Source organism: Thioalkalivibrio sp. K90mix, assembly GCF_000025545.1.
Lineage (GTDB): Bacteria > Pseudomonadota > Gammaproteobacteria > Ectothiorhodospirales > Ectothiorhodospiraceae > Thioalkalivibrio.
The window spans coordinates 454,817-474,684 of record NC_013889.1 but is presented as its reverse complement, the minus strand read 5'-3'; the positions used below and the strand labels follow the sequence as shown (position 1 = coordinate 474,684).

Annotated in this window: 24 protein-coding genes; 6 read left to right on the top strand and 18 right to left on the bottom strand. The window is 65.1% G+C overall.

Features of this window, described 5'->3' with window-relative positions:
• Positions 1–41: 41 nt before the first annotated feature.
• Positions 42–1,097, bottom strand: coding sequence for a heat-inducible transcriptional repressor HrcA (gene hrcA, locus TK90_RS02265; protein ID WP_012981871.1), 1,056 nt, complete (start codon positions 1,095–1,097; stop codon positions 42–44).
• A 112-nt stretch (positions 1,098–1,209) separates the two neighbouring features.
• Between hrcA and TK90_RS02260 the strand changes: the two genes are divergently transcribed.
• Both TK90_RS02260 and recN read left to right on the top strand, forming a co-directional pair.
• Positions 1,210–2,088: an NAD(+) kinase gene (locus TK90_RS02260; protein WP_012981870.1), complete on the top strand. Its 879-nt coding sequence runs from the start codon at positions 1,210–1,212 to the stop codon at positions 2,086–2,088.
• 7 nt (positions 2,089–2,095) lie between these two features.
• Positions 2,096–3,757, top strand: a complete 1,662-nt coding sequence (gene recN / locus TK90_RS02255) for a DNA repair protein RecN (protein ID WP_012981869.1) — start codon at positions 2,096–2,098, stop codon at positions 3,755–3,757.
• 176 nt (positions 3,758–3,933) lie between these two features.
• On the opposite strand, the gene TK90_RS02250 is transcribed toward recN, so the two are convergent.
• From TK90_RS02250 to TK90_RS02240, 3 genes are read right to left on the bottom strand one after another with little or no spacing between them, the layout of a single operon-like run.
• Entirely contained in the window at positions 3,934–4,416 is a 483-nt protein-coding gene (locus TK90_RS02250) for a gamma-glutamylcyclotransferase (protein ID WP_012981867.1), read from the bottom strand.
• 2 nt (positions 4,417–4,418) lie between these two features.
• Positions 4,419–4,931 (bottom strand): YcgN family cysteine cluster protein, encoded by a 513-nt coding sequence (locus TK90_RS02245; RefSeq protein ID WP_012981866.1) that lies wholly within the window; start codon positions 4,929–4,931, stop codon positions 4,419–4,421.
• A complete protein-coding gene (locus tag TK90_RS02240) occupies positions 4,924–5,616 on the bottom strand; it encodes a hypothetical protein (protein ID WP_012981865.1) in 693 nt (230 codons plus the stop codon). Before TK90_RS02240 ends, TK90_RS02245 begins: the two co-directional genes overlap by 8 nt.
• Before the next feature lie 89 nt (positions 5,617–5,705).
• On the opposite strand from TK90_RS02240, the gene TK90_RS02235 reads away from it, so the two are divergent.
• Genes TK90_RS02235 through TK90_RS02225 form a run of 3 tightly spaced genes read left to right on the top strand, consistent with a single transcriptional unit; the run spans position 5,706 to position 7,574 of the window.
• Positions 5,706–6,830, top strand: a complete 1,125-nt coding sequence (locus TK90_RS02235; protein WP_012981864.1) for a hypothetical protein — start codon at positions 5,706–5,708, stop codon at positions 6,828–6,830.
• Between the two features lie 59 nt (positions 6,831–6,889).
• On the top strand, positions 6,890–7,105 hold the full coding sequence (locus tag TK90_RS02230; protein ID WP_012981863.1) for a hypothetical protein: 216 nt from the start codon (positions 6,890–6,892) through the stop codon (positions 7,103–7,105).
• A gap of 25 nt (positions 7,106–7,130) precedes the next feature.
• A complete protein-coding gene (locus TK90_RS02225) occupies positions 7,131–7,574 on the top strand; it encodes a hypothetical protein (protein WP_012981862.1) in 444 nt (147 codons plus the stop codon).
• Positions 7,575–7,604: 30 nt separating this feature from the next.
• Here the strand turns inward: TK90_RS02225 and TK90_RS02220 are convergent, their stop codons facing one another.
• Positions 7,605–8,276, bottom strand: coding sequence for a tetratricopeptide repeat protein (locus TK90_RS02220; protein ID WP_012981861.1), 672 nt, complete (start codon positions 8,274–8,276; stop codon positions 7,605–7,607).
• 237 nt (positions 8,277–8,513) lie between these two features.
• On the opposite strand from TK90_RS02220, the gene TK90_RS02215 reads away from it, so the two are divergent.
• Complete coding sequence (locus TK90_RS02215) at positions 8,514–8,780, top strand: hypothetical protein (protein ID WP_012981860.1); 267 nt, start codon at positions 8,514–8,516, stop codon at positions 8,778–8,780.
• A 143-nt stretch (positions 8,781–8,923) separates the two neighbouring features.
• Here the strand turns inward: TK90_RS02215 and TK90_RS02210 are convergent, their stop codons facing one another.
• From TK90_RS02210 to soxX, 13 genes are all read right to left on the bottom strand, one after another.
• On the bottom strand, positions 8,924–9,115 hold the full coding sequence (locus TK90_RS02210; RefSeq protein ID WP_012981859.1) for a hypothetical protein: 192 nt from the start codon (positions 9,113–9,115) through the stop codon (positions 8,924–8,926).
• Between the two features lie 319 nt (positions 9,116–9,434).
• Entirely contained in the window at positions 9,435–11,531 is a 2,097-nt protein-coding gene (locus tag TK90_RS02205) for a TonB-dependent receptor domain-containing protein (RefSeq protein WP_041444156.1), read from the bottom strand.
• 251 nt (positions 11,532–11,782) lie between these two features.
• Entirely contained in the window at positions 11,783–11,989 is a 207-nt protein-coding gene (gene hemP, locus TK90_RS02200) for a hemin uptake protein HemP (RefSeq protein ID WP_012981857.1), read from the bottom strand.
• 48 nt (positions 11,990–12,037) lie between these two features.
• Positions 12,038–12,514 (bottom strand): bacterioferritin, encoded by a 477-nt coding sequence (bfr, locus tag TK90_RS02195; RefSeq protein WP_012981856.1) that lies wholly within the window; start codon positions 12,512–12,514, stop codon positions 12,038–12,040.
• Positions 12,515–12,746: 232 nt separating this feature from the next.
• Positions 12,747–13,181 carry a hypothetical protein gene (locus TK90_RS02190; protein WP_012981855.1) on the bottom strand — a complete coding sequence of 145 codons (435 nt, stop codon included), beginning with the start codon at positions 13,179–13,181 and terminating at the stop codon, positions 12,747–12,749.
• 89 nt (positions 13,182–13,270) lie between these two features.
• On the bottom strand, positions 13,271–14,188 hold the full coding sequence (locus TK90_RS02185; RefSeq protein WP_012981854.1) for an energy transducer TonB: 918 nt from the start codon (positions 14,186–14,188) through the stop codon (positions 13,271–13,273).
• Complete coding sequence (locus TK90_RS02180; protein WP_012981853.1) at positions 14,188–14,610, bottom strand: biopolymer transporter ExbD; 423 nt, start codon at positions 14,608–14,610, stop codon at positions 14,188–14,190. Before TK90_RS02180 ends, TK90_RS02185 begins: the two co-directional genes overlap by 1 nt.
• Entirely contained in the window at positions 14,607–15,005 is a 399-nt protein-coding gene (locus TK90_RS02175) for a biopolymer transporter ExbD (RefSeq protein ID WP_012981852.1), read from the bottom strand. Before TK90_RS02175 ends, TK90_RS02180 begins: the two co-directional genes overlap by 4 nt.
• Complete coding sequence (locus tag TK90_RS02170; RefSeq protein WP_012981851.1) at positions 14,992–15,741, bottom strand: MotA/TolQ/ExbB proton channel family protein; 750 nt, start codon at positions 15,739–15,741, stop codon at positions 14,992–14,994. Before TK90_RS02170 ends, TK90_RS02175 begins: the two co-directional genes overlap by 14 nt.
• Before the next feature lie 163 nt (positions 15,742–15,904).
• Positions 15,905–16,159 (bottom strand): bacterioferritin-associated ferredoxin, encoded by a 255-nt coding sequence (locus TK90_RS02165; protein WP_012981850.1) that lies wholly within the window; start codon positions 16,157–16,159, stop codon positions 15,905–15,907.
• Between the two features lie 225 nt (positions 16,160–16,384).
• A complete protein-coding gene (locus tag TK90_RS02160; RefSeq protein ID WP_012981849.1) occupies positions 16,385–16,867 on the bottom strand; it encodes a peptidylprolyl isomerase in 483 nt (160 codons plus the stop codon).
• A gap of 118 nt (positions 16,868–16,985) precedes the next feature.
• A complete protein-coding gene (gene htpG, locus TK90_RS02155; RefSeq protein ID WP_012981848.1) occupies positions 16,986–18,908 on the bottom strand; it encodes a molecular chaperone HtpG in 1,923 nt (640 codons plus the stop codon).
• 210 nt (positions 18,909–19,118) lie between these two features.
• Positions 19,119–19,802: a sulfur oxidation c-type cytochrome SoxX gene (gene soxX / locus TK90_RS02150; protein ID WP_012981847.1), complete on the bottom strand. Its 684-nt coding sequence runs from the start codon at positions 19,800–19,802 to the stop codon at positions 19,119–19,121.
• Positions 19,803–19,868 lie beyond the last annotated feature (66 nt).

Below are 19,868 nucleotides of genomic sequence, written 5' to 3'. Positions count from 1 at the left end.
GGGACTCTGGGGGCACCCGGAGCGGTTTCAAGGGTGTCCGGCTATTTCGTGTCATGGACCGGGTCACCGAGCGCCGAGCCCAGCAAGCGCGCGGTCACGTCCACAATCGGGATCACGCGATCGTAGGACATGCGCGCGGGTCCGATCACCCCGAGCACGCCGACCACTTCCCCGTCGACACTGTAGGGGGCCGTGACCACCGAACAGTTTTCGAACCAGTCGAGCCCGGACTCGCGGCCGATGAAGATCTGTACCCGATCGCTGCGGATGCACTGATCCAGAATCCCGAGGATCTCGCGCTTCTCGTTGAAGGCCTCCAGCAACTGACGCAGGCGGTCGATGTCGGCTAGTTCCTCGTAGCTGAGCAGGTGGGTCTGCCCCGCCACCACGACGTCGTCCGGGTCTTCGCCGGCCACGGCCTTCTCGCCGAGATCAATGGCCGCCAGCATCATCGCGTCCAGGTTCTCGCGCACGTCGCGCATCTCGCGCAGCAGGGCATCGCGCACCGCGTGCAGGCTCTTGCCGGCCAGGTGCGCGTTCAGATAGTTGGCCATGCGCTGAAGCTGGTCCTGGTCGAAGTCGCGCTCCAGTTCCAGCACGCGGTTCTGCACCTCCTTGCCATCGATCACCAGGATCGCCAGGACCCGGCGTTCGCCCAGGCGCAGGAACTCGAGCTGACTGAGCGCCACGTTGCGGTGGCGCGGCAGGCGCACCATGCCGGCCATGCGCGTCACCTGCGACAACAGGTTGGAGGTCGCCCCCATCAGGTCCTGGGTGGTCGCGTTCGGGTCGAAACCCGACTGGATCGCGCGAATCTCCTCGACCGTCGGTTCGCGCACCTGCAGCAGACTGTCGACGAACAGGCGGTAGCCGCTCGCGGTCGGGATCCGCCCGGCGGAGGTATGCGGTGCCTGAATCAGACCCAGATCCTCGAGATCGGCCATCACATTGCGCACCGTGGCCGCGCTGACCTTGAGCCCGGAGGTGCGCGCGAGGGTACGCGAGCCGACCGGCTGACCGTCGCGGATATAGCTCTCGATCAGGGTCCGCAGCAGGGTACGGGCCCTGGCATCCAGATTGATCGCCGCATTTTCCATCGTTGATCAGCGCTCCATTGGGGCGAGTGACAGGCCCAAGTGTTTGCCCCAGACCAGGAGACGTCAAGAAACCGCGGATGCAGTCCCCCGCCCTTTTCCGGATAATGCCGCCATGATGCCGGAATTCAACACGATCGGGCTGGTGGGCAAGGCCAGCGACTCGCGCACGGGCCCACTGGTGGGCCGGCTGGTCGAACTGCTTCGCACGCGCGGCCGCCAGGTCCGAATGGAGGAGGACATCCCCGGCTTCGAGCGCCCGGACGATATCCCGCTGCTCCCCCTGGCTGAACTCGCCGAAGCGGCCGACCTGCTGGTTGTCATCGGCGGCGACGGTACGCTGCTGTCCACCGCACGCCGGATCGCGGATGCCGAGACGCCGGTACTCGGGATCAACCTGGGGCGTCTCGGTTTTCTGGTGGATGTCTCGCCGGAGACCGCCTGCGAGGAACTGGGCGAGGTGCTCGACGGGGCCTATGAGCTGGAACCGCGTGCGATGCTCGAGGCCGAGTTGATCCGTGACGGTGTCACCATCCACGAGGGCATCGCGCTCAACGACGTCGTGCTGCATGTGCTCAGCGTCGTGCGCATCATCGAGTTCGACACCGCGATCGACGGCATGGACATCGGCCGCCTGCGCGCCGATGGGCTGGTCGTGGCTACGCCCACCGGCTCCACCGCCTATGCCCTGTCCGCCGGCGGCCCGATTCTGACCCCGCAGCTGGATGCGATGGTCATGGTGCCGGTCTGCCCGCACAGCCTGAACCACCGCCCTCTGGTCGTCAGCGGCCGCTCCACGGTGGAGATTCGCCTGTCCAGCGGCAGCCGGTCGCCGGCTCAGATCGCACTGGATGGCCAGGAGAACATCGATTTCGCCCCCGGCGATCTGGTGCGCATTCGCCGCCGCGAGCGCAACCTGACCCTGATCCACCCGCGCGAGCACTACTTCCTGCGTGTCCTGCGCACCAAGCTGCGCTGGGGCGAGCAGCCCTGATCCCGCCATGCTGCGACTGATCAGCATCCGCGACTTCGCCATCATCGACCACCTCGAGCTGGAGCTGGACACGGGCCTGAGCGCCCTGACCGGCGAGACCGGCGCCGGCAAGTCCATCCTGATCGACGTGATCGGCCAGCTGCTGGGGGATCGCGCCGACGCCGGCATGGTGCGCGAGGGTACCCAACAGGCCGACCTGTCCGCCGAGTTCGCCCTGCCCGACACGGGCCCGGCCGGCAGGTGGCTGGCCGAACAGGAGCTGGCGGACCCCGACGACGACACGGTGCTGCTGCGGCGGGTCCTGACCCGTCAGGGCAAGAGCCGCGCCTGGATCAACGGCCGCCCGGTCGCGGTCGGCCAGTTGCGCACGCTGGGCGAGTGGCTGGTGGACATCCACGGTCAGCACGCGCACCAGCAACTGCTGCAGCGCGACACCCAGCGCCACTGGCTGGACGGCTTCCTCGAGGGCGACCGGGTGTCCCGCGTGCGCGAGGCCCATGGCGCCTGGCGCGAGGCCGCCCGCGCGCTGGAACAGGCCCGCGAGAGCCAGGCCGACACCTCCGACCGCCTCGACCTGCTGCGCTTCCAGACCACCGAGCTGGCCGAACTGGCCCCGGTACAGGACGAGTACCCGCAACTGCTGGTCGAGCAGAACCAGCTCGCCCACGGCACCGAGGTGCTGACCGCGCTGCAGACCGCCAGCCAGCAGATCGAGGACGACGCCGGCGTCGATTCCCGGATCGGCCATGTCCTGCACGCGCTGCAGGACGCCGCGCAGCACGACGAACGGGTCAACCCGGCTGTCGAGCTACTGGAATCGGCGCGCATCCAGATCGACGAGGCCAACGACACCCTGCGCCGACTGGCCGACGGCATCGAACTGGACCCGGAGCGCCTGGCCGAACTGGACCAGCGCGTCGGCGAATACCTGCGCCTGGCGCGCAAGCACCGGGTCGACCCCGAGGCCCTGCCGGGCCTGCACGACGAACTGCAGACCGAGCGGGACGCCCTGGAGAACGGCGACCAGACCCTCGAGGCCCTGGAGGCGCGCGAGCAGGAGACTCGCACGGCCTTTGATGCGGCCGCCGCGGCGCTCAGCAAGGCCCGCCGGCAGACCGCCAAGCGCATCGGTCAGGCAGTCACCGACACCATGCAGGAGCTGGGCATGGCCGGCGGCCACTTCGAGATCGCCATCGAGCCCGCCGACAAGCCGCAGGCACACGGCGTGGATCACATCGAGTTCCGCGTCGCCGCGAACCCCGGCGCCGCCCCCCAGCCGATGGCGAAGGTCGCCTCCGGCGGCGAACTCTCGCGTATCGGGCTCGCGCTACAGGTGCTGGCCAGCCAGCAGCAGACCGTGCCCACGCTGATTTTCGACGAGGTCGACAGTGGCATCAGCGGCGCGGTCGCCGAGGTCGTCGGGCGCAAGCTGCGCACCCTGGGCGAGCGCCATCAGGTCCTGTGCGTGACCCACCTGGCGCAGGTCGCCGCCCAGGCCCACCAGCAACTGGAGGTGCAGAAGTCGCACGGCAAGGACGGCACCCGCACCGCCATCCAGCCGCTGGACGACGAGCGCCGCATAGAGGCCCTGGCCCGCCTGATCGGCGGCACCCAGCTCACCGAAACCACCCGCACCCACGCCCGCGAACTCCTCGCCGCTGCTGGCTAGTCCTGCACGAAGACCACAAGGCAAAACGCAGGATGCGATGAGCGCATCGCATCGCTTCAAGCGTGGAACCTATCTCAGCCCCAATGTGATGCGATTCGCTGCGCCCATCAGCATCCTACACCCCGCGCGGATCGTGGAGCGGACGCTACAGGACCACCACAGCTGAGCCAGGCGGTTCAGGGCCGTGCCGGCCAGGTGCCGTCCGCCAGATGGCGCGCGCCGGGCGGCAGGCGTGGCATCCAGTAGACCCAGAGGGCAGCCGGACCATCCTCGGTCCAGGCGGGCACCAGGGCGCGGCGATACTCCCCGCGGCCGTCCGGGCGTACACCCTCGAGGGCGTCGACGTGCGGCAGGGTCCGTGGCGGGTCGGGCAGGCGAATCCACTCGCCGTGCACAAGCCCCTGCGCCCCCTCCGGGGCTGGCTGCGTCAGACCCCGAAAGCGGTGCTGACGCCCCGCGTCACGGGCCGGGTCCTGACCGGCCTTCAGGAGAATGCTGTTGTCGGGAATCTGCACGGCGGGATAACCCACGGGCAGGTCATAGAGCTGTCCGGCAATCGTGGCGGCGCGGATCTTCAGGGCCTTCTTGCAGAACGTCCGGTGGTTGGCGAAGCCCTGCTTCAGTGTCCCGTACACGAACAGGTCGACGTAGCCCGACATCGCTACTCCTGCGGGAGCCGTACCACCGGGCGCCACAGACGCGCGGACTCCGGCACCTCGCCGGGCCAGTCGACCACGTAGTCGATCAGGGGGAGGTCCGGGGCATCACACTCGCGGATGACCCGGCCGGCCACCGAGACGCGGGCTTGCTTGACCGTCTCCGGATCGCCCGTCAGCAGCGGGTGCCAGGTGGGCAGCGGCTGGCCTTCGAAGCGCAGTCGGTAGGCGCAGGTCGGCGGCAGCCAGTGGTAGCTGGCCAGGTCTTCCAGGGTGAGCTGGATGCAGTCGGGCACGAAGTTGCGGCGATTTGCGTAGTCCGAACAGGCGCCGGTCTCGCAGTCGAGCAGGTCGCAGGCCAGCCAGGTAAAGGCCAGGTCACCCGAATCCTCGTCTTCCAGCTTGTGCAGGCAGCAGCGGCCGCAGCCGTCGCAAAGGGCCTCCCACTCGGCGTGGCTCAGCGTCTCGAGCGGGCGCTCCCAGAACGGGACCGGGGGCTCGTCTGCAGGGTCACTCATGGTCCTCGCCGAGCATGCGCCGTCCTTCATCACGCAAACGACTCACCGTCTGGGCCCAGCGCTCCTGGGTGACAAAATGCATCAGCACGCGGCCCCGGCGCGGCACCATGATGGCCAGGCCGCGGTCGGGATAAAGCCAGTAGCTGTGGTCGGAATCGACCTGCATACGTTCGGCCGGTTCGCCAAAGCGCTCCACCAGAACGTCGTGGGTCCAGCGCGCGCGGGGGATGTAGCTCATCTCGACGATCGGCACATTGCCCAGCGAACTGAGCGCCTCGTCGCTCAACCCGTAGCGCCATGCCCCGCTGGGCATGGGCCGATCGGAGGTCGTCTGGGACTCGATGCGATCAAGGTCGGCCTCGTCCAGATCCGGGCGCAGAACCAGGTTCGTCTCGAACGGGGGAATGCGCGCGTTCACGTAATAGGCCTCGACCGAACGGCTCCCGTCCGGGTCCACGAACAGGCGGATATCCGGCACCGGCAGACGGCCCATCTGGTCCGCCATGGTGGATTCACCCAGCGTAATACCCAGCACGCGGGTACGCTGCTCGTCGATCACCTGCACCTGCCAGGGCAGGTCGGTGAACTGCTGGGTACGCTGACCGCCCGGGTTGGAATAGACCCACATCGCCAGCGCCATAATCACGGCCATCGCGATCAGTCCCACGATCCAGCGTATCTGCATGCCTTGCACTCTCCGACGCGGGGCGGCCCCGGCGCGCCGGCTCTCGTATAATGCCGGCCCTCCCGCTGACCACCGGATGACAGCCCGCCATGTTCTCACGTTTGTCCGCCTGGATCACCGCCCGCTCCGTGCCTGCCGGCAGTGCCGGCCGCATCGTCGTGCTGGCCCCGAAACAGACCCTGCTGGCCGCCAGCGACTGGCTGGACGACCTGGCCGCTACCGCGGGCCCACTGACGCTCGGCGTGACCGATTCCGAGCGCGACGGAGAACTGCCCGACCCGGGTGGTGACCGGCCCACCGTGGCGCTGCTGCCGAATCTGGCCCGGGAACGGCTGGCACGCCTGCAGCCACGGGCCGTGGTCGTCATCGGCCCGGCGGGCGAACTGGGTCCGCCACTCGCCGCAATCACCGTGCCCCGCCTCTGGGTGAACGCCGAGGGCGACGCCCCGGCTGGCGTCGAGTGGACCGGGATCTTCGCCGCGCGCGATCAGGCCTGCAAAGCGCCCGGGGCACAGGTGATCGGCGATCCGCTCGCCGGCGCCGTCGAACTGCCCGCAGCCCCGCCTCCCGACTCGGACTTCTGCGAACGCTTCCGCGAATACCACGAGAAGGGGCACCCCATCCTGCTCGCCCCCAACACGGGGCCTGGCGAAGAGGCCTTTGCGTTCGCCGCGCTGTTCGCCGTGCTGCGCCAAACCGCCGCGATCCTGCTGCTGGCGCCCGCGGATCGCGAGCGTCACGAGCCGGTGTACCGCGACGCGATCAAGTATTCGCTTCCCATCATCCGCCACAACCGCTTCATGACGTCCTTTGTCCCCCGCAAGAATCGGGTGTACTACATCGAGGACCCCGACACCCTGCATTCGGCCTATGGCTGCGCACACGTGACCCTCCCTGGCGGCACACTGGCCGCCAGCGAGACGCCGCCGGATCTCGCGCTGCCCCTGGCCTACGGCAGTGCCGTTGTTTGTGGCCCGGCGGACAATCCGGCTCAGCCGGACGCCGCTACCCGCCTGCGGCTGGCCGCCGAGCACACCGGCCTGGTGTCGCGCGGCAGCACACCGGAAGAGGTGGCCGACGAGGTCCTCGCACGCCTGGCCGAGGGCCGGACCGCACAGGATCGACGCGATGACCTGGCGCAATGGCAGCAGCGCCAGGCCAATGCCCGCTCCACCATTCGCGATGCCCTGACCGGCAGTCTCGCCAACGCATGAAGCGTCTTCCAAGTAATTGATCTATAATTGTCAAGACGTTCATTTAACGGATTCACCCGATGATCGATGGCAGCGCGTCCCTGACGGGCATCCAGAATGGGGTCACCCGCCTGCGCCAGCAGGCGCATACGGTGGCCACCGAGCCGGCCGGCGGGCGCGAAAGCACAACCGCACAGGTCGGCATGATCGCGAGCCAGAATCAGGTCGAGGCCTCGGTGAAAACCCTGCAGGCCGAAGATCGCATGATCGGCTCGCTGCTGGACGTGCGCGCCTGAGAAGGCGGATTCCGGGAGGCGCAGGATGGAAGTCCCCGTCAGTAATCCTTCAGCGGCAGTCCCGCTCGGCACGCGGCCGACGGGTTCCGATCGCCTGGGACTCGGCCAGACCTCGGCACCCGCGGAGTTTGACCGCCCGCTGAACGACCCCGAGGCCGGCGAGGCCCGCCGTCCGATCGAGGACGATGCGGAGCAGGATAGCGATCGCCGCGGTGGCGACCAGAGTGACCGCTCACTGGAGTTCGGCGCGCGTTCCGAACAGGAACTGTCGAGCCGTGCGCGCATCAGCGCCGAGCAGGAGGCGGCCCGCATGCGCCGCGATGGCGACACGCCGGACGATTCAGCGATTCGTGATGGCAGTTCGCTGGGGCAGGACGGCGTCGAGGCCTTGCGCCGTCGGGTGGAACTGGCCGTGCGCCTGGCAGGCCCCACTGAGGAGCCACGGCGCGAACTTAACGTGGTGGTCTAGTCACGCCACCTTACGCACCAACCCCGCCGGTTATTGCAACCGCGTCACCGGCTGTCCCTGACTTTGCAGCCACTCGCGGGCCTTCTCGCCCGCATGCAAGCGCTCGTCGGGAGACAGCTCCCGGGCCACGCGCTCGCGATAGCGGGCGGCATTGGCCACGCCCATTTCAGCGGCAATCGCGTACCACTTGAACGCCGACACGTCCGAGCGCTCCACACCCTCACCCATCGCGAACAGCCGCCCCAGATTCGCGGCACCCCGGCCCTCGCCACCCTCGGCTGCCAGCAGGTACCACTGCGCGGCCTGCTCGGCGTCCTGGGGCAGCCCGCGGCCCTCATCGAACTTGAGTCCGAGATTGAACATCGCCTGGGCATTGCCGCGCTCGGCGGCTACGTGAAACCAGCGGGCGGCCTCGTTGGCATCGGGGGCGACACCATCGCCCTGTTCGTAGAGGACCGCGAGATTGAAGGCGGCATCCGGAAAGCCGGCCTCCGCGGCTCGGCGGTACCAGCGGGCGGCTGCTTCCGGATTGCGCGGCTGATATTGCCCCTCGTCGGCCAGTACACCCAGGTTGTAGGCGCAGCGGGCATCGCCAGCAGCGGCACCGGCACGCCAGCCATCGATCGCGGCCTCGATATCGCCGCGCCCCCAGGCCTTGCGGGCCTGTTCCACGAGGTTTTCCAGTTCTGGAGTATCAGCCATCGTTATGTCTTGCGAACCCGATATTGTCCGGGACCCTCCGGGTAGTAGTGAGTTCACTTTAACGCCCCCCCATGCGGAGGGCGATTTGGCACACAGTCTTTCGTGACGGCCGGCACAGCCGGGGACGCTCCGAAAAATTCGGTCGAACTCATGAAAACGGCGATTGTCCCCTGACCGGAAAGCAGAGTGTTTTCACACACGACTCACCCAAGCCTTCGAGCAACAAGGAGAGCCATCATGAAACGATCCACTGGAATTCTGGCAACGCTTGCGATCGCCCCGTTTGCCCTGATCCTGGCCGGCTGCGGCAATGGCGACATGGACATGGAAGAATTCGAGCAGCAGCAGATGGAGCAGCAGGAACAGGGCGGGGGTGAACCGATGCAACCGCCGGCCGATGAGGGCATGCAACAGCAGCAGCCCCCGCAGGAAGGCGGCCAGATGCCGGATGAAGAGGGCAGCATGGAACCGCCCGCGGACGGGGGTGGTGAACAGGACTTCTAGTCCTGCTGCACGCCTGAAGCGTACGAAGGGAGGGGCCTGTCCCCTCCTTTTTTGTGCCCGGCCGACTGCCCCGGACACAAAATCAAAAAGGGCAGCGACAACGGCCGCTGCCCTCCTGGATCAGAAAACCTGACAACTGGCAATCAGTTGTCGAAGGTGTCTTCCATCTCTTCGCCCGCATCTTCCATCGTATCGCCGGCATCATCCATGGCGTCATCAATGTCTTCGCCCGCCTCTTCGGCCGGGCCCTGGTTGTCACAGCCGGCGAGGCTGGCACCGCCCAGCGCCAGCATCAGCGCCAGGAAGAAAATCGTCAGTCGAGACTTGTTGAGCATCGGTTCGCTCCTTTACCGGAAAATGGATCCTTCTCGTAGATAGTCCAATCGGCGACCTCTGTCGAGGACCGCCGCTTGCTGGACTCGGGCGTTGGGACCGTCCACAACACCGAACGATCACTGCAATCCACGCATCGACCCTGGTTTTGTGAAGTCTGTCGCGGCGCTCGGACCGAAGCTTCAATCCATGCTTCCAGGCTCAAGGCCGGCAATAGGGGCGCAGACGACCTCGTCCTTATTGCGTCTGGATCCAAGGCCCGACCGGCCAACCCGCCGGGATCTATCCGAGCCGAGCCGCCCCGTTCTCGGCGGCCGCAGCTCAGAACCGGTGTTTCAAACCGACGGAAATCGTACGGGGTTGGTTCGGCCGGGCTCCGTAGGGCGAACGTGCCACGATGCGTTGCTCATCGAAAACGTTGCTGGCCCGCAGGAAGATGTCGGTCTGGCTGGATAGTGCATAACGGCTTGTCAGATCAACCGTCATCAAAGAATCCGTCTCGTCAAAGGACGATCCACTGCGATTGCAACCAACCGAGCTACAGGACGAATCGGTGTAGTTCAGCACCGCATAGTGATCCCAGCCACTGGGATGCTCCAGGCCCGCGCGCAGGTTGAGTTGATGGCGCGGGATATCCTGCAGGTGATCGCCCTTCTCCAGACCCTGTGCCGGGTTGTCGCGACTGATGCGCGCCCGGGTATAGGTATAGGCGGCCGACACCGGCACTTGAAAACGTCCCATGGCAAATTGCGTCCCGGCCTGGAGTTCAAGCCCGGAGATCTCCGCTTCACCGGTGGTGAACGTGCCGGAAGTGGAGCCATCCGAGCAGGGCGAGCCTACCGAACAATCCTCTCTCTGGTCGGTAAAGTCGCTATGGAAACCAATCGCCTCGACAAAAAGGTTATTGGTTCGATAACGCCCTCCAAGCTCCCAGTTGATGCTGGTCTCGGGTTGCTCACCGTCGCTCGATCCACCACCCAGAGGCGAGAAACCGCGATGAACCCCCGCCAGTAGCTGCCAATTGTCGTTGACATCGAACGTCATGGAAGCCCCGGGCAACCATTCGCTGTAGGCGTTCGAGCGCCGGTCTTCCACGGTGTTCCGACCCGGGTCGGCATATTGGACACGGGACGTCCTCACATCCTCGTAGCGCATCGCGAGATTCAGTCGCAGGCGGTTCGTCACTCGCCATTCATCGGTGATCCAGAGGCTCCAGGCCTTGGCATCCTCGAGACGGTTATTGCTACCAGTCGGTTCGACGCGACTCTGGCGTACCAACGAACCATTAACCTGGTCATAGAGTTCGTCTGGCTGGAACCGATCCATTTCGTCTTCGTGATAACGCACTCCCGTACGAATCCAGTGATCACCCAAAGCCAGGTCAAACTCGGTTTGCACTCCCTGGGAGACGTACTCTCGATTGTTGTTGCGATAGGTCAACTCGCCACCCGAGGTATCTTCCGTTCCCTGAAGGATCCGATAGGCACGTTCATCGCCCTCGTTGGCATCCGCCACCAGATCGCCGCTCAACTTGAACCAATTGCGAGCGGTATCGTTACGGTAGACCGTCGAGGTCTGGCGCACGTGGGGCGACCAGTCGAATTCATGCGTAAGGCTGGCACCCTGATGCTCGACATCCATCTGATCAATCTCGGACAGCCCGTAACGGCGATTCGGCGCACGGGAGAAGTCGCCATCGGTCAAGCCGAGGTAGGTCTCGTTGGAAACCTCCTCGGAATGCTGTGCCTTGAGCTCGACGCTCTGACGGTCCCCGTCCCACCGAAGCTTCGCGACATAATCCTCGACTCGGAAACCACTGTCCCGGTTACTGCGGTCGATATCCTTGAACCCATCACTACGGCGCTGGACCGTTTCGACCATGTAGCTCCAATCCCCCACGCGGTCGCCCCAGGTCCCGTGTACGTCCAGCCCTCCACGCTCACCGACGACGGTCTCGATACTGCCTTGACGCTCGGTCGGGATCGGAGTCGACAGCAGATTGACCACCCCGCCGGTTGTTTGCGGCCCATGCCGTAGCAGCGGCGCACCCTTGAGAATTTCAATGGAGTGGATACGTTTGGTGGTCGGAAAATAGTACGCCGCCGGGTTGGAGTATGGCGCTGGCGCCATCAACACCCCGTCCTCCATGATGGTGACCTTGCTGCTGCGGCCCGGGGGCGCGGCCCGGACCCCAATGTTCGGCCTTAGCCCATAACCCTCTTCTTCACGCACATACATGCCCGGGACGGTCTTAAGAGCCTGATGGATATCGGTCGTGCCATCCAGTTCCAACTGTTCGGGTTCCACAACGGCACCCGAACCAGCCAGATCCCGGGCATGCACAGAGTCACCAATGATCTGCACGGGTGCCAAGTGCGTTGGCTCCGCATCCTGGGCCTGGGCCACCGGGACTCCCATAACCCCCAGAACCGCAAGCGTGACAGCGTGGCGGCGCCAGTCCCTACGATTGCGGGTGTATGGGGTGGTCAGAAGTCCCACCTGACGGCATTTCGTCTTTCGAGCCATGAGTTTTCTCCCTCTATTCGGACAGCAGACGTCGTGCCACGGGCGACAAACGTCCGTAGCAGTCGTGATTGAAGGCTGGCTGAGGGAGAAGGTCCCTTGGCTGGCGGGGCCGTATCGGTCGAGACGGCGGTGTAAAGCTCGTTTTACTTGTTCAGAATCAATTTCTTGCTGGAAGTCACCCGAAGGGTGTAACACTGCCCTTCGTGGCGGATAAACAGGCGGTCGGCATCACGCAGCAATTCACTCGAGGCCACCTCTCTCGGCGTACCGAGAGAGTGATCATGCGTCCTCAGGCTCACTGGAGATGCGTCAGTGGATTCCGGGATACGCCTGCCTTCGCTGGAACTCATGATTGCCTCCCCGACCGCCCTGAAGGACGGTCGAACTTGTTGAAACGGTTACGACGCGGAGCTCGCCTGGCTCTGCTCGTAGTTCTGCAAGCCGATGCGATCGATGAGCTGCAGCTGGGTCTCCAGCCAGTCGATATGGCTTTCTTCACTGTCCAGGATCTTCTGCAGCAGATCTCGCGTCACGAAATCCCGCACCTGTTCGCAATGGGCAATCGCGTCGCGGTAGACAGGGGTACTCGCGTGCTCGAGGGCCAGATCCGCTTCCAGGATCTCGCGGGTGTTCTCGCCAATGCTCAGCGTGCCCAGGTCCTGCAGGTTGGGCAGTCCTTCGAGAAACAGGATGCGGTTGATCAGCTCGTCCGCGTGTTTCATCTCGTCGATCGATTCTTCATATTCGGCCGCGGCCAGTTTCTCCAGCCCCCAGTCCTTGAACATGCGGGAATGGAGGAAATACTGGTTTATCGCGGTCAACTCGCCCTTGAGGGCCTGGTTGAGGTAACGAATTACATCCTTATCGCCTTGCATCAGAACTCTCCTGAGAAGATATTTTGGGGTTGGTCGGGTCAAACGCCGGATTGATTAAAGAGACCCCGGGACCGCCAGGGTCCGTCCCCACTATCCCGCCCGGCTTCGCCCGGATGCAAGGCACCCTCAACGCGTCGATACAATATCGGTAATGCGAACGATTTGCAACACCATTATCTATATTTGCAGCGAAACCGGCTGGACAGGCCACGGTAATCTCCTGGCACCTGCCTCAACGAATCAGGGGCACATCCGCCAGACTTTCGATCTCCAGCCGATCGACGCAGCCCTCTATCGCGCCCTCGGGGCCTTCGCAGGCGGCGATCTCGTTGATCAGGATTCGCCCGATGCCGTCGCAGTCCGTGTCCGGCATCCGGAAGGCCCGCACGGAAGTGCTCCCCTCCCGCAGCGGTGCCAGTTCGACTGCGGTGCGGCGCTGAATAACCCCCTCCTTGTCGAAAACCACCATATCCAGCTGGAATGATTCCAGCGCTTCACCCAGGGCATTTTCCAGTACCAGATGGGCACGACAGTCATCACCGTCGGCTTCCAGCTTGTTAAGTTGGACACTGATCTCGGGGTCCGCTTCGGCTGCCGCGTTTCCCGAAAGGCCGAATACGAAAAGGCCCGCGATCAGTATCCGGATGCTCCTGCCTGGTAAATGCATGGGTAAGTCCTCGTTTTCAACTGGGTCTGCCGCCAAGGTCCGGGTCATCGGTCCTCATGCCGGTGTCCGTGACGGTGCTCCACTCCTGGTCAGCGAATGGAAAACGTTACGGGAACCACGATCTCGAACTCGTCTCGATCGATCGCGCTCGGCGCCGGAAACGGATCGGCGCGCTCGACCATCTCCTCGACCGCCCGATCCAGGATCCGGCTGCCGGATCCCTCCTCGATCCGATAGTCGACGACGTTGCCATCTCCATCGAGCCGCAACCAGACCGATGCCGTGCCCTCTTCTCTGCGGCGCTGGGCCTGGCGCGGATAGCGTTTGTGTTGCTCCACCCAAGCCTGCAGTTCCGCAAGATAATCGGGATCCACACCCGGCTCACCACCACCTTCGGCATCAGCGTCCGCAGGAGTGGCACCGGCACCCGGAGTACCGGCTTCCTCGTCGCCAGGGTCGTCCTCGACCGCTTCGGCGTCCTCATCCGTCGGGGAGGCATCCGCGGCCTCCACAGAGTCCGCATCGGAGTCTGGCTCTGGCTCTGGCTCTGGCTCTGGCTCTGGCTCTGGCTCTGGCTCTGGCTCTGGCTCTGGCTCTGGCTCTGGCTCGGGCTCTGGCTCGGGCTCGGGTTCGGGTTCGGGTTCGGGTTCGGGTTCGGGTTCGGGTTCGGGTTCGGGTTCGGGTTCGGGTTCGGGTTCGGGTTCGACAACCTCGGCCTCTTCGACGGGCTGACGTTCCGGTTCCGCAGGTTCCGCGTCGACCGCTTCGACAGGCTCCGCCTCCACGGGCTCGTCGTCTACAGGCTCGGCCTCCGTAGTCTCGGCCGGCTCTGCCTGCTGGGCATGAGGAGCACCACCAGCGGCCGCCATGGAGATTTCCAGCCCGCCCACTCCGGCATCCTCGGCGCCCGCCGGCGGCTCGCGCAGCAGGAAGGCCATCGCCACCAGCAGGTGCAACGCGACCGCCAGCACGATGGCCACCATCCAGTGTCGAAACGTCGGCTGCATCAGACTTCCGGTACTGTCAGCAGATCAATGCGCTCGATCCCCGCCTCGCGCAGGCGTTCAAGCACCCCGACGACCTCGACGGCTTCCGCCCGTCCATCCGACTTCACACGGACCCGGGCCGCATCTCCGTGACGCTCGACGTGTTCGCGTACCAGGCCGGCCATTTCGTCAAGATCGACTTCATCCTGATTAACCGCCAGCCGGCCCTCGGTCCCGATGATCACCATGAACTCGTCCGGCCCGGGCTGGCCATCCACGGCCGACTCCACCGGTTCGACCTCGAACGGATCGATCGCGCTCAACTGGCCAGCCACCATAAAGAAGATCAACAACAGGAAAACAATGTTGATCAGCGGCAGGATGCTCTCGTCGTCGTTGCGCGGGCGATGGGCAACCTGAAAGTGGCGACGCTGTCCGATCATGGCTGTGCCTGCCGGATTACCGAAAGATTGCGCGCCCCAACATCTGCGAGTCCCTCCAGCACGTTGACGGTGTCCTGCATGCTGACCCCCGGGGCCGGCATCACCAGGACCCGCGTGTCCGCTTCTTCGCGCACGCGCGCGCTGATACGGTCGTGCAGGTCGCCCTCCGACAGCATCTCTCCCGCCAGCCGCAGCCCGTCCGACCGGATCTCGACCAGCATGGCGCCTTCCATCGAGCCGGCCCCACCGGCCTCGGCCGGCGCCTCGAGTTGCACCGCGCGCCACTCAAGGAAGCTCGAGGCGAGCATGAAGAACACGAGCAGGATGAAGACGACATCGATCAGCGGAGTGAGGCTGATCAGATTGCGTCGGCGCGGGCGGCTAGTGTCCAGCATCGGCCGTTCGGGGCAGAGCGCCCCCAGGCGAGTTTGCCTCGTCAGCCTCGCAAGGCCTCGGTTGGACCGGGCTCTCGGCGGTCAGGGGTACGGCCGCGTACTGCCCCCCGGTGAACAGGCGGGTCACGGCATCATCCATGCGGTGCGCGACCCGCTCCACCCGCGTCTCCAGCCAGTTGAGTGCCGCCACGACCGGGATCGCGACCGCCAGCCCGACGGCGGTCGTCAGCAGGGCCTCCCAGATACCACCGGACAGGACCGCCGGGTCCACCTGACTTCCGGCCTCTTCCATCGCTCGGAAGGCGCGGATCATCCCCATCACGGTACCCAGCAGGCCCAGCAAAGGCGCCAGCGCGCCGATCACTTCGAGTGGCCGCAGCCCCTGACGCAGGGACTGGATGGTCGCGTTACCGTAGCGCACGACCTCCTCCCGCACGATGGACTCCGACGCGCCGGCCTGCAGGCCCCGGATGCCCCGCGCCACCGCCCGCGCGGCGGGATTGGGGGTGGCCTCGGCACACTGGATCGCACCCTGGATATCCCCGCGGTGGAAGCGGTTCAGCGCTTCATCCGCCGGACGCACATCGGTGACCCTCATGCGCCACAACTGCCACAGCTTGACCAGCACAAAGGCCAGTGCGACCACCGAGGCCCCCAGCAGGATCAGGACGACGGGCCCACCCGCGTCGAGAAAGCCGGCCAGGCGCTCCGATGGAATCCATTGATCGAAATTCATCGCTAAGCTCCGAGCGTTCTGAAAATGCACACCGCCCCATGCAAGCAACGCCTGGCAACGGACGTAGCACGATGGCCCATGGCAGGCGACGGTATGGGCAAAAAATGGGCGCGGCGGACCCGCCACCGCGCCCCACTACAATACGATAAAGCGAATGATGGACTTACATGGCCACGGCGGGGTCGGGTCGCCCGACAGGCTCCGGGGGCGTCCGCGCTCCCGACACCTGCAGCACATTCACGGCGGTATCACGGGAGCACCCCTTCAGCAGGCAATTGGCTCGACGAGCGCACTTGCCACATTCGGAACTCACACCCAGTCGATCACGAAGATCCCGCATACGCAGGCCTTCCTGGCTGGAGTCGATCAATTCCCGGATATCGCGCTCGCGAACCGATTTGCAGATACAGACGATCATCACCTTCCTCGACCTACCTGACTGTCGAGGCAGACGATACGATGACTGAGAATGGTTTTCAACACCATTAGCGATTGGAAGGGTTTCGCATGCTGGAGGAGTGCACCGCACTGCCACCCCGCGCACCCAGACGAAAAAAGCCCCGCATTCGCGGGGCCTCAATAAAGCGCTTGGCAGGCCAGGAAACGCGATGTATGCGCGTCCTTCGAGGCCCTGGCAACAAACTCAGTGCTGGTGACCGCCGACGCCGTGGGCGTGGCCGTGCTCCAGCTCCTCGGCGGAGGCCTCGCGGACCTCGACCACCTCGACGTCGAAGTTGAGGTTTTCGCCGGCCAACGGGTGATTGCCGTCCACGGTCGCGGTGTCGCCCTCGACCTTGGTCACGGTCACGGTCAGCGGACCATTCTGAGTCTCGGCCTGGAACTGCATGCCCGGCTGCACGGAATCCACGCCCTGGAAGGCCTCCAGCGGGATCTCCTGCACCATGGCGTCGATTTTCTCGCCGTAACCCTCGGCGGGGGCAACCTTGGCCTGAACCTTGTCACCGGCGGCCTTGCCCTCAAGCTCGCGCTCGAGACCCGGGACCAGCTGGCCGTTCCCGTGCAGATAGGCGAGCGGCTCGCGGCCCTCGGAGCTGTCGATGGTCTCGCCAGCGTCGTTGGTCAGGGTGTAGTGGATGGACACCACGGCGTTTTGTGCAACTTGCATGGGCTTGGCCCTCTCGATATATGAGCCGCATAGGGTAACGCGCGTACCCCCGCGACGTCAGGTCCACCCGCTTCCGGGACGGATTCCAGGGAGGGGCGGACCCTCCCCGGCTTGGCCGTCAGGCCTTTTGCAGCAGCAGGCGGTTCAGGCGCGAGACGAAGCCGGAGGGGTCTTCAAGCTGTCCCCCTTCGGCCAGCAGTGACTGGTCAAACAGCAGCGATGCCAGATCGTCGAAGTCGTCCCCTTCGGCGGTGCGCAGACGCTCGACCAGCGGGTGCTTCGGATTGATCTCGAGCACCGGCTTGCTGGAGAAAGTCTCCTGTCCGGCTTGCTTCAGCAGTTCCTGCAGGTACAGCGCCATCTCGTGCTCGCCGAGCACGATGCAGGCCGGTGAAGCGACCAGGCGCTTCGAGGCGCGTACCGAGTCGACGCGCTCGCCCAGCGCGGCCTGGATGCGCTCCGGCAGATCGCCCAGGTCCTCGTCGGCCTTCGCGCTGTCGTCCGCGGCATCCTTTTTCGCCGCGTCTTCGCCAATGATCTTGTCCAGGTCGAGGTCGCCCTTGGCGACATTCTTGATCGGCTTGCCGTCGAACTCGCGCAGGTGCGACAGCAGCCATTCGTCGACCCGGTCGGACAGCAGCAGCACCTCGATACCGTGCTTGCGGAAGATCTCCAGGTGCGGGCTGTTGCGCGCCGCGCTGGCGTTGTCCGCGGTGATCACGTAGACCGCGTCCTGCCCGTCTTTCATCCGGCCGATGTAGTCGGCCAACGAGACGTTCTGGGTGTCATCACTGTTATGTGTGCTGGCGAAGCGCAGCAGGCCCGCGATCTGTTCGCGGTTCGCGTAGTCCTCGCCCGGGCCCTCCTTCAGCACGCGACCGAAGTTCTGCCAGATCTCGGCGTATTTCTCCGGCTCGTTTCTGGCGATCGTCTCGAGCAGGCCGAGGATCTTCTTGACCGAGCCCGAGCGGATCGAATCCACCAGCCGGTTGTCCTGCAGGATCTCGCGCGAGACGTTCAGCGGCAGATCGGCCGAGTCCACCACCCCGCGCACGAAACGCAGGTAGCTGGGCAACAGTTTCTCGGCGTCGTCCATGATGAACACGCGCTTCACGTAGAGCTTGACGCCGTGGCGCGCGTCGCGGTCCCACAGGTCGAACGGGGCGCGCTTCGGGATGTAGAACAGCGTGGTGTACTCCTGGCGCCCCTCGACATGGTTGTGGGTCCAGGCGGCCGGATCCTCGAAGTCGTGCGCGACGTGCTTGTAGAACTCACGGTATTCGTCGTCGCTGATCTCGCTCTTCGGCCGGGTCCACAGCGCGCTGGCACGGTTGACGGTCTCCCACTCGTCGGTGGGCTTGCCGTCGTCATCCATCTTGCGCATGCGGATCGGGAACGCCAGGTGGTCGGAATAGCGGCTGATGATGTGACGCAGACGGAAGAGCTCGAGGAACTCGTCGGCGTCCTCTTTCAGCGTCAGCGTGATCTCGGTACCCGCCTCGGGGCGCACGCAGTCGCTCAGGCTGTACTCGCCGTCGCCGCGCGACTCCCAGCGGGTGCCGCTGGCCTCGGACGTCCCCGCTCGACGGGTCTCGAGGCGGACGTGGTCGGCCACGATGAACGAGGAATAGAACCCGACGCCGAACTGGCCGATCAGCTGCGAGTCCTTTTTCTGGTCTCCGGTCAACTTCTCGAGGAAGGCCTTCGTGCCGGAACGCGCGATGGTGCCGATGTGCTCGATGACCTCGTCGCGCGACATGCCGATGCCATTATCACGCACGGTGACGGTGCGGGCCTCCTTGTCCACCTCGACGTCGATCGCCAGCTCGGCCGGCTGCGGGATCGCGTCGGGCTGGGCCAGCGCCTCGAAGCGCAGCTTGTCGCAGGCATCGGCGCCGTTGGAGATCAGTTCCCGCAGGAAGATCTCGCGGTTGGAATACAGCGAGTGGATCATCAGCTGCAACAGCTGACTGACCTCGGTCTCGAAGCGGCGGGTCTCGGTATGGGCCTCGGCGGCCGATGCGGTCTGCGTGTCCGTCATGGTCCTGTACGTTCCTCTCGTGCGCTTGGATGGGTTCTACAGCACGCACCTTGGGGGCAGCGTTCGCATTTTCAAGCCCGCAGGCTCCGCGCGACGTCCTCTAGCCGTGGCCAGCACCCGGCCCCTGCAAACAAAAAAACCACCGCGGGCAGCCCGCGGTGGTCCAAGGGGGCCGGCCCTCTCAGACCCGCCCGCGACCGTGTGAACGGTTTACTGATTCACCGGCGATTCGGGATCCAGCAGATAGGCCATAACGTGGCTGATCTGCTCCTCGGTCAGGAAGTTGCGCCCGAATCGCGGCATGTAGGTGCAAGGGAAATACTGGTGCGGGTTACTGACGACCTCATGGACATAGTTCAGTACTGACTCGTCGGTACCGCGCTCGCGACCGTAGTTGGCAAGACTCGGGCCAATCGTCCCGTAGGTGGTTTCCGCCGGATCCATCTGGTGACAGGCGTAGCAGTTCGCCCCCGGCTCGCGGGTGCCGTGATCGTCGTTGTTGTGCCCGACACGATAGCCATAACCGGAACGGGCCAGCTCGGCGCCGCGGCGCCAGTCGCCCAGTTCCACACCGCCATCGGGGCGTTCGTACGCCGCGCGCGCGGCTGCGACGACCTGGCCTGCGGTTTCACTGTCCGGGGACCCTTCGAGCGAGCACAGCGCCTGGATCTCGTCCTGCTGCATCCGTTCCCGGCCGGTACCCCCTTCCTGAACCTCCTGGTCCAGGCGGTAGCTGTCGGTCTCGAGCACCAGGTGCTCGGCCAGTTCCTCGGGGCTCATCTGGGTGATATCGACCTCGCGATCCGAGGCGTCCTGAAAGAACTGGTCGCAACCCGCCAGCGCCGCCGATGCCGAAACCACTACAGCGGCAGTCAGAATTTTTTTATTGAACATCCCTGAGCCTCCCCTCACGTCCGTCACGACCGATGGCTTTCGTAGCCCATGCCGCATCAGTCCTGC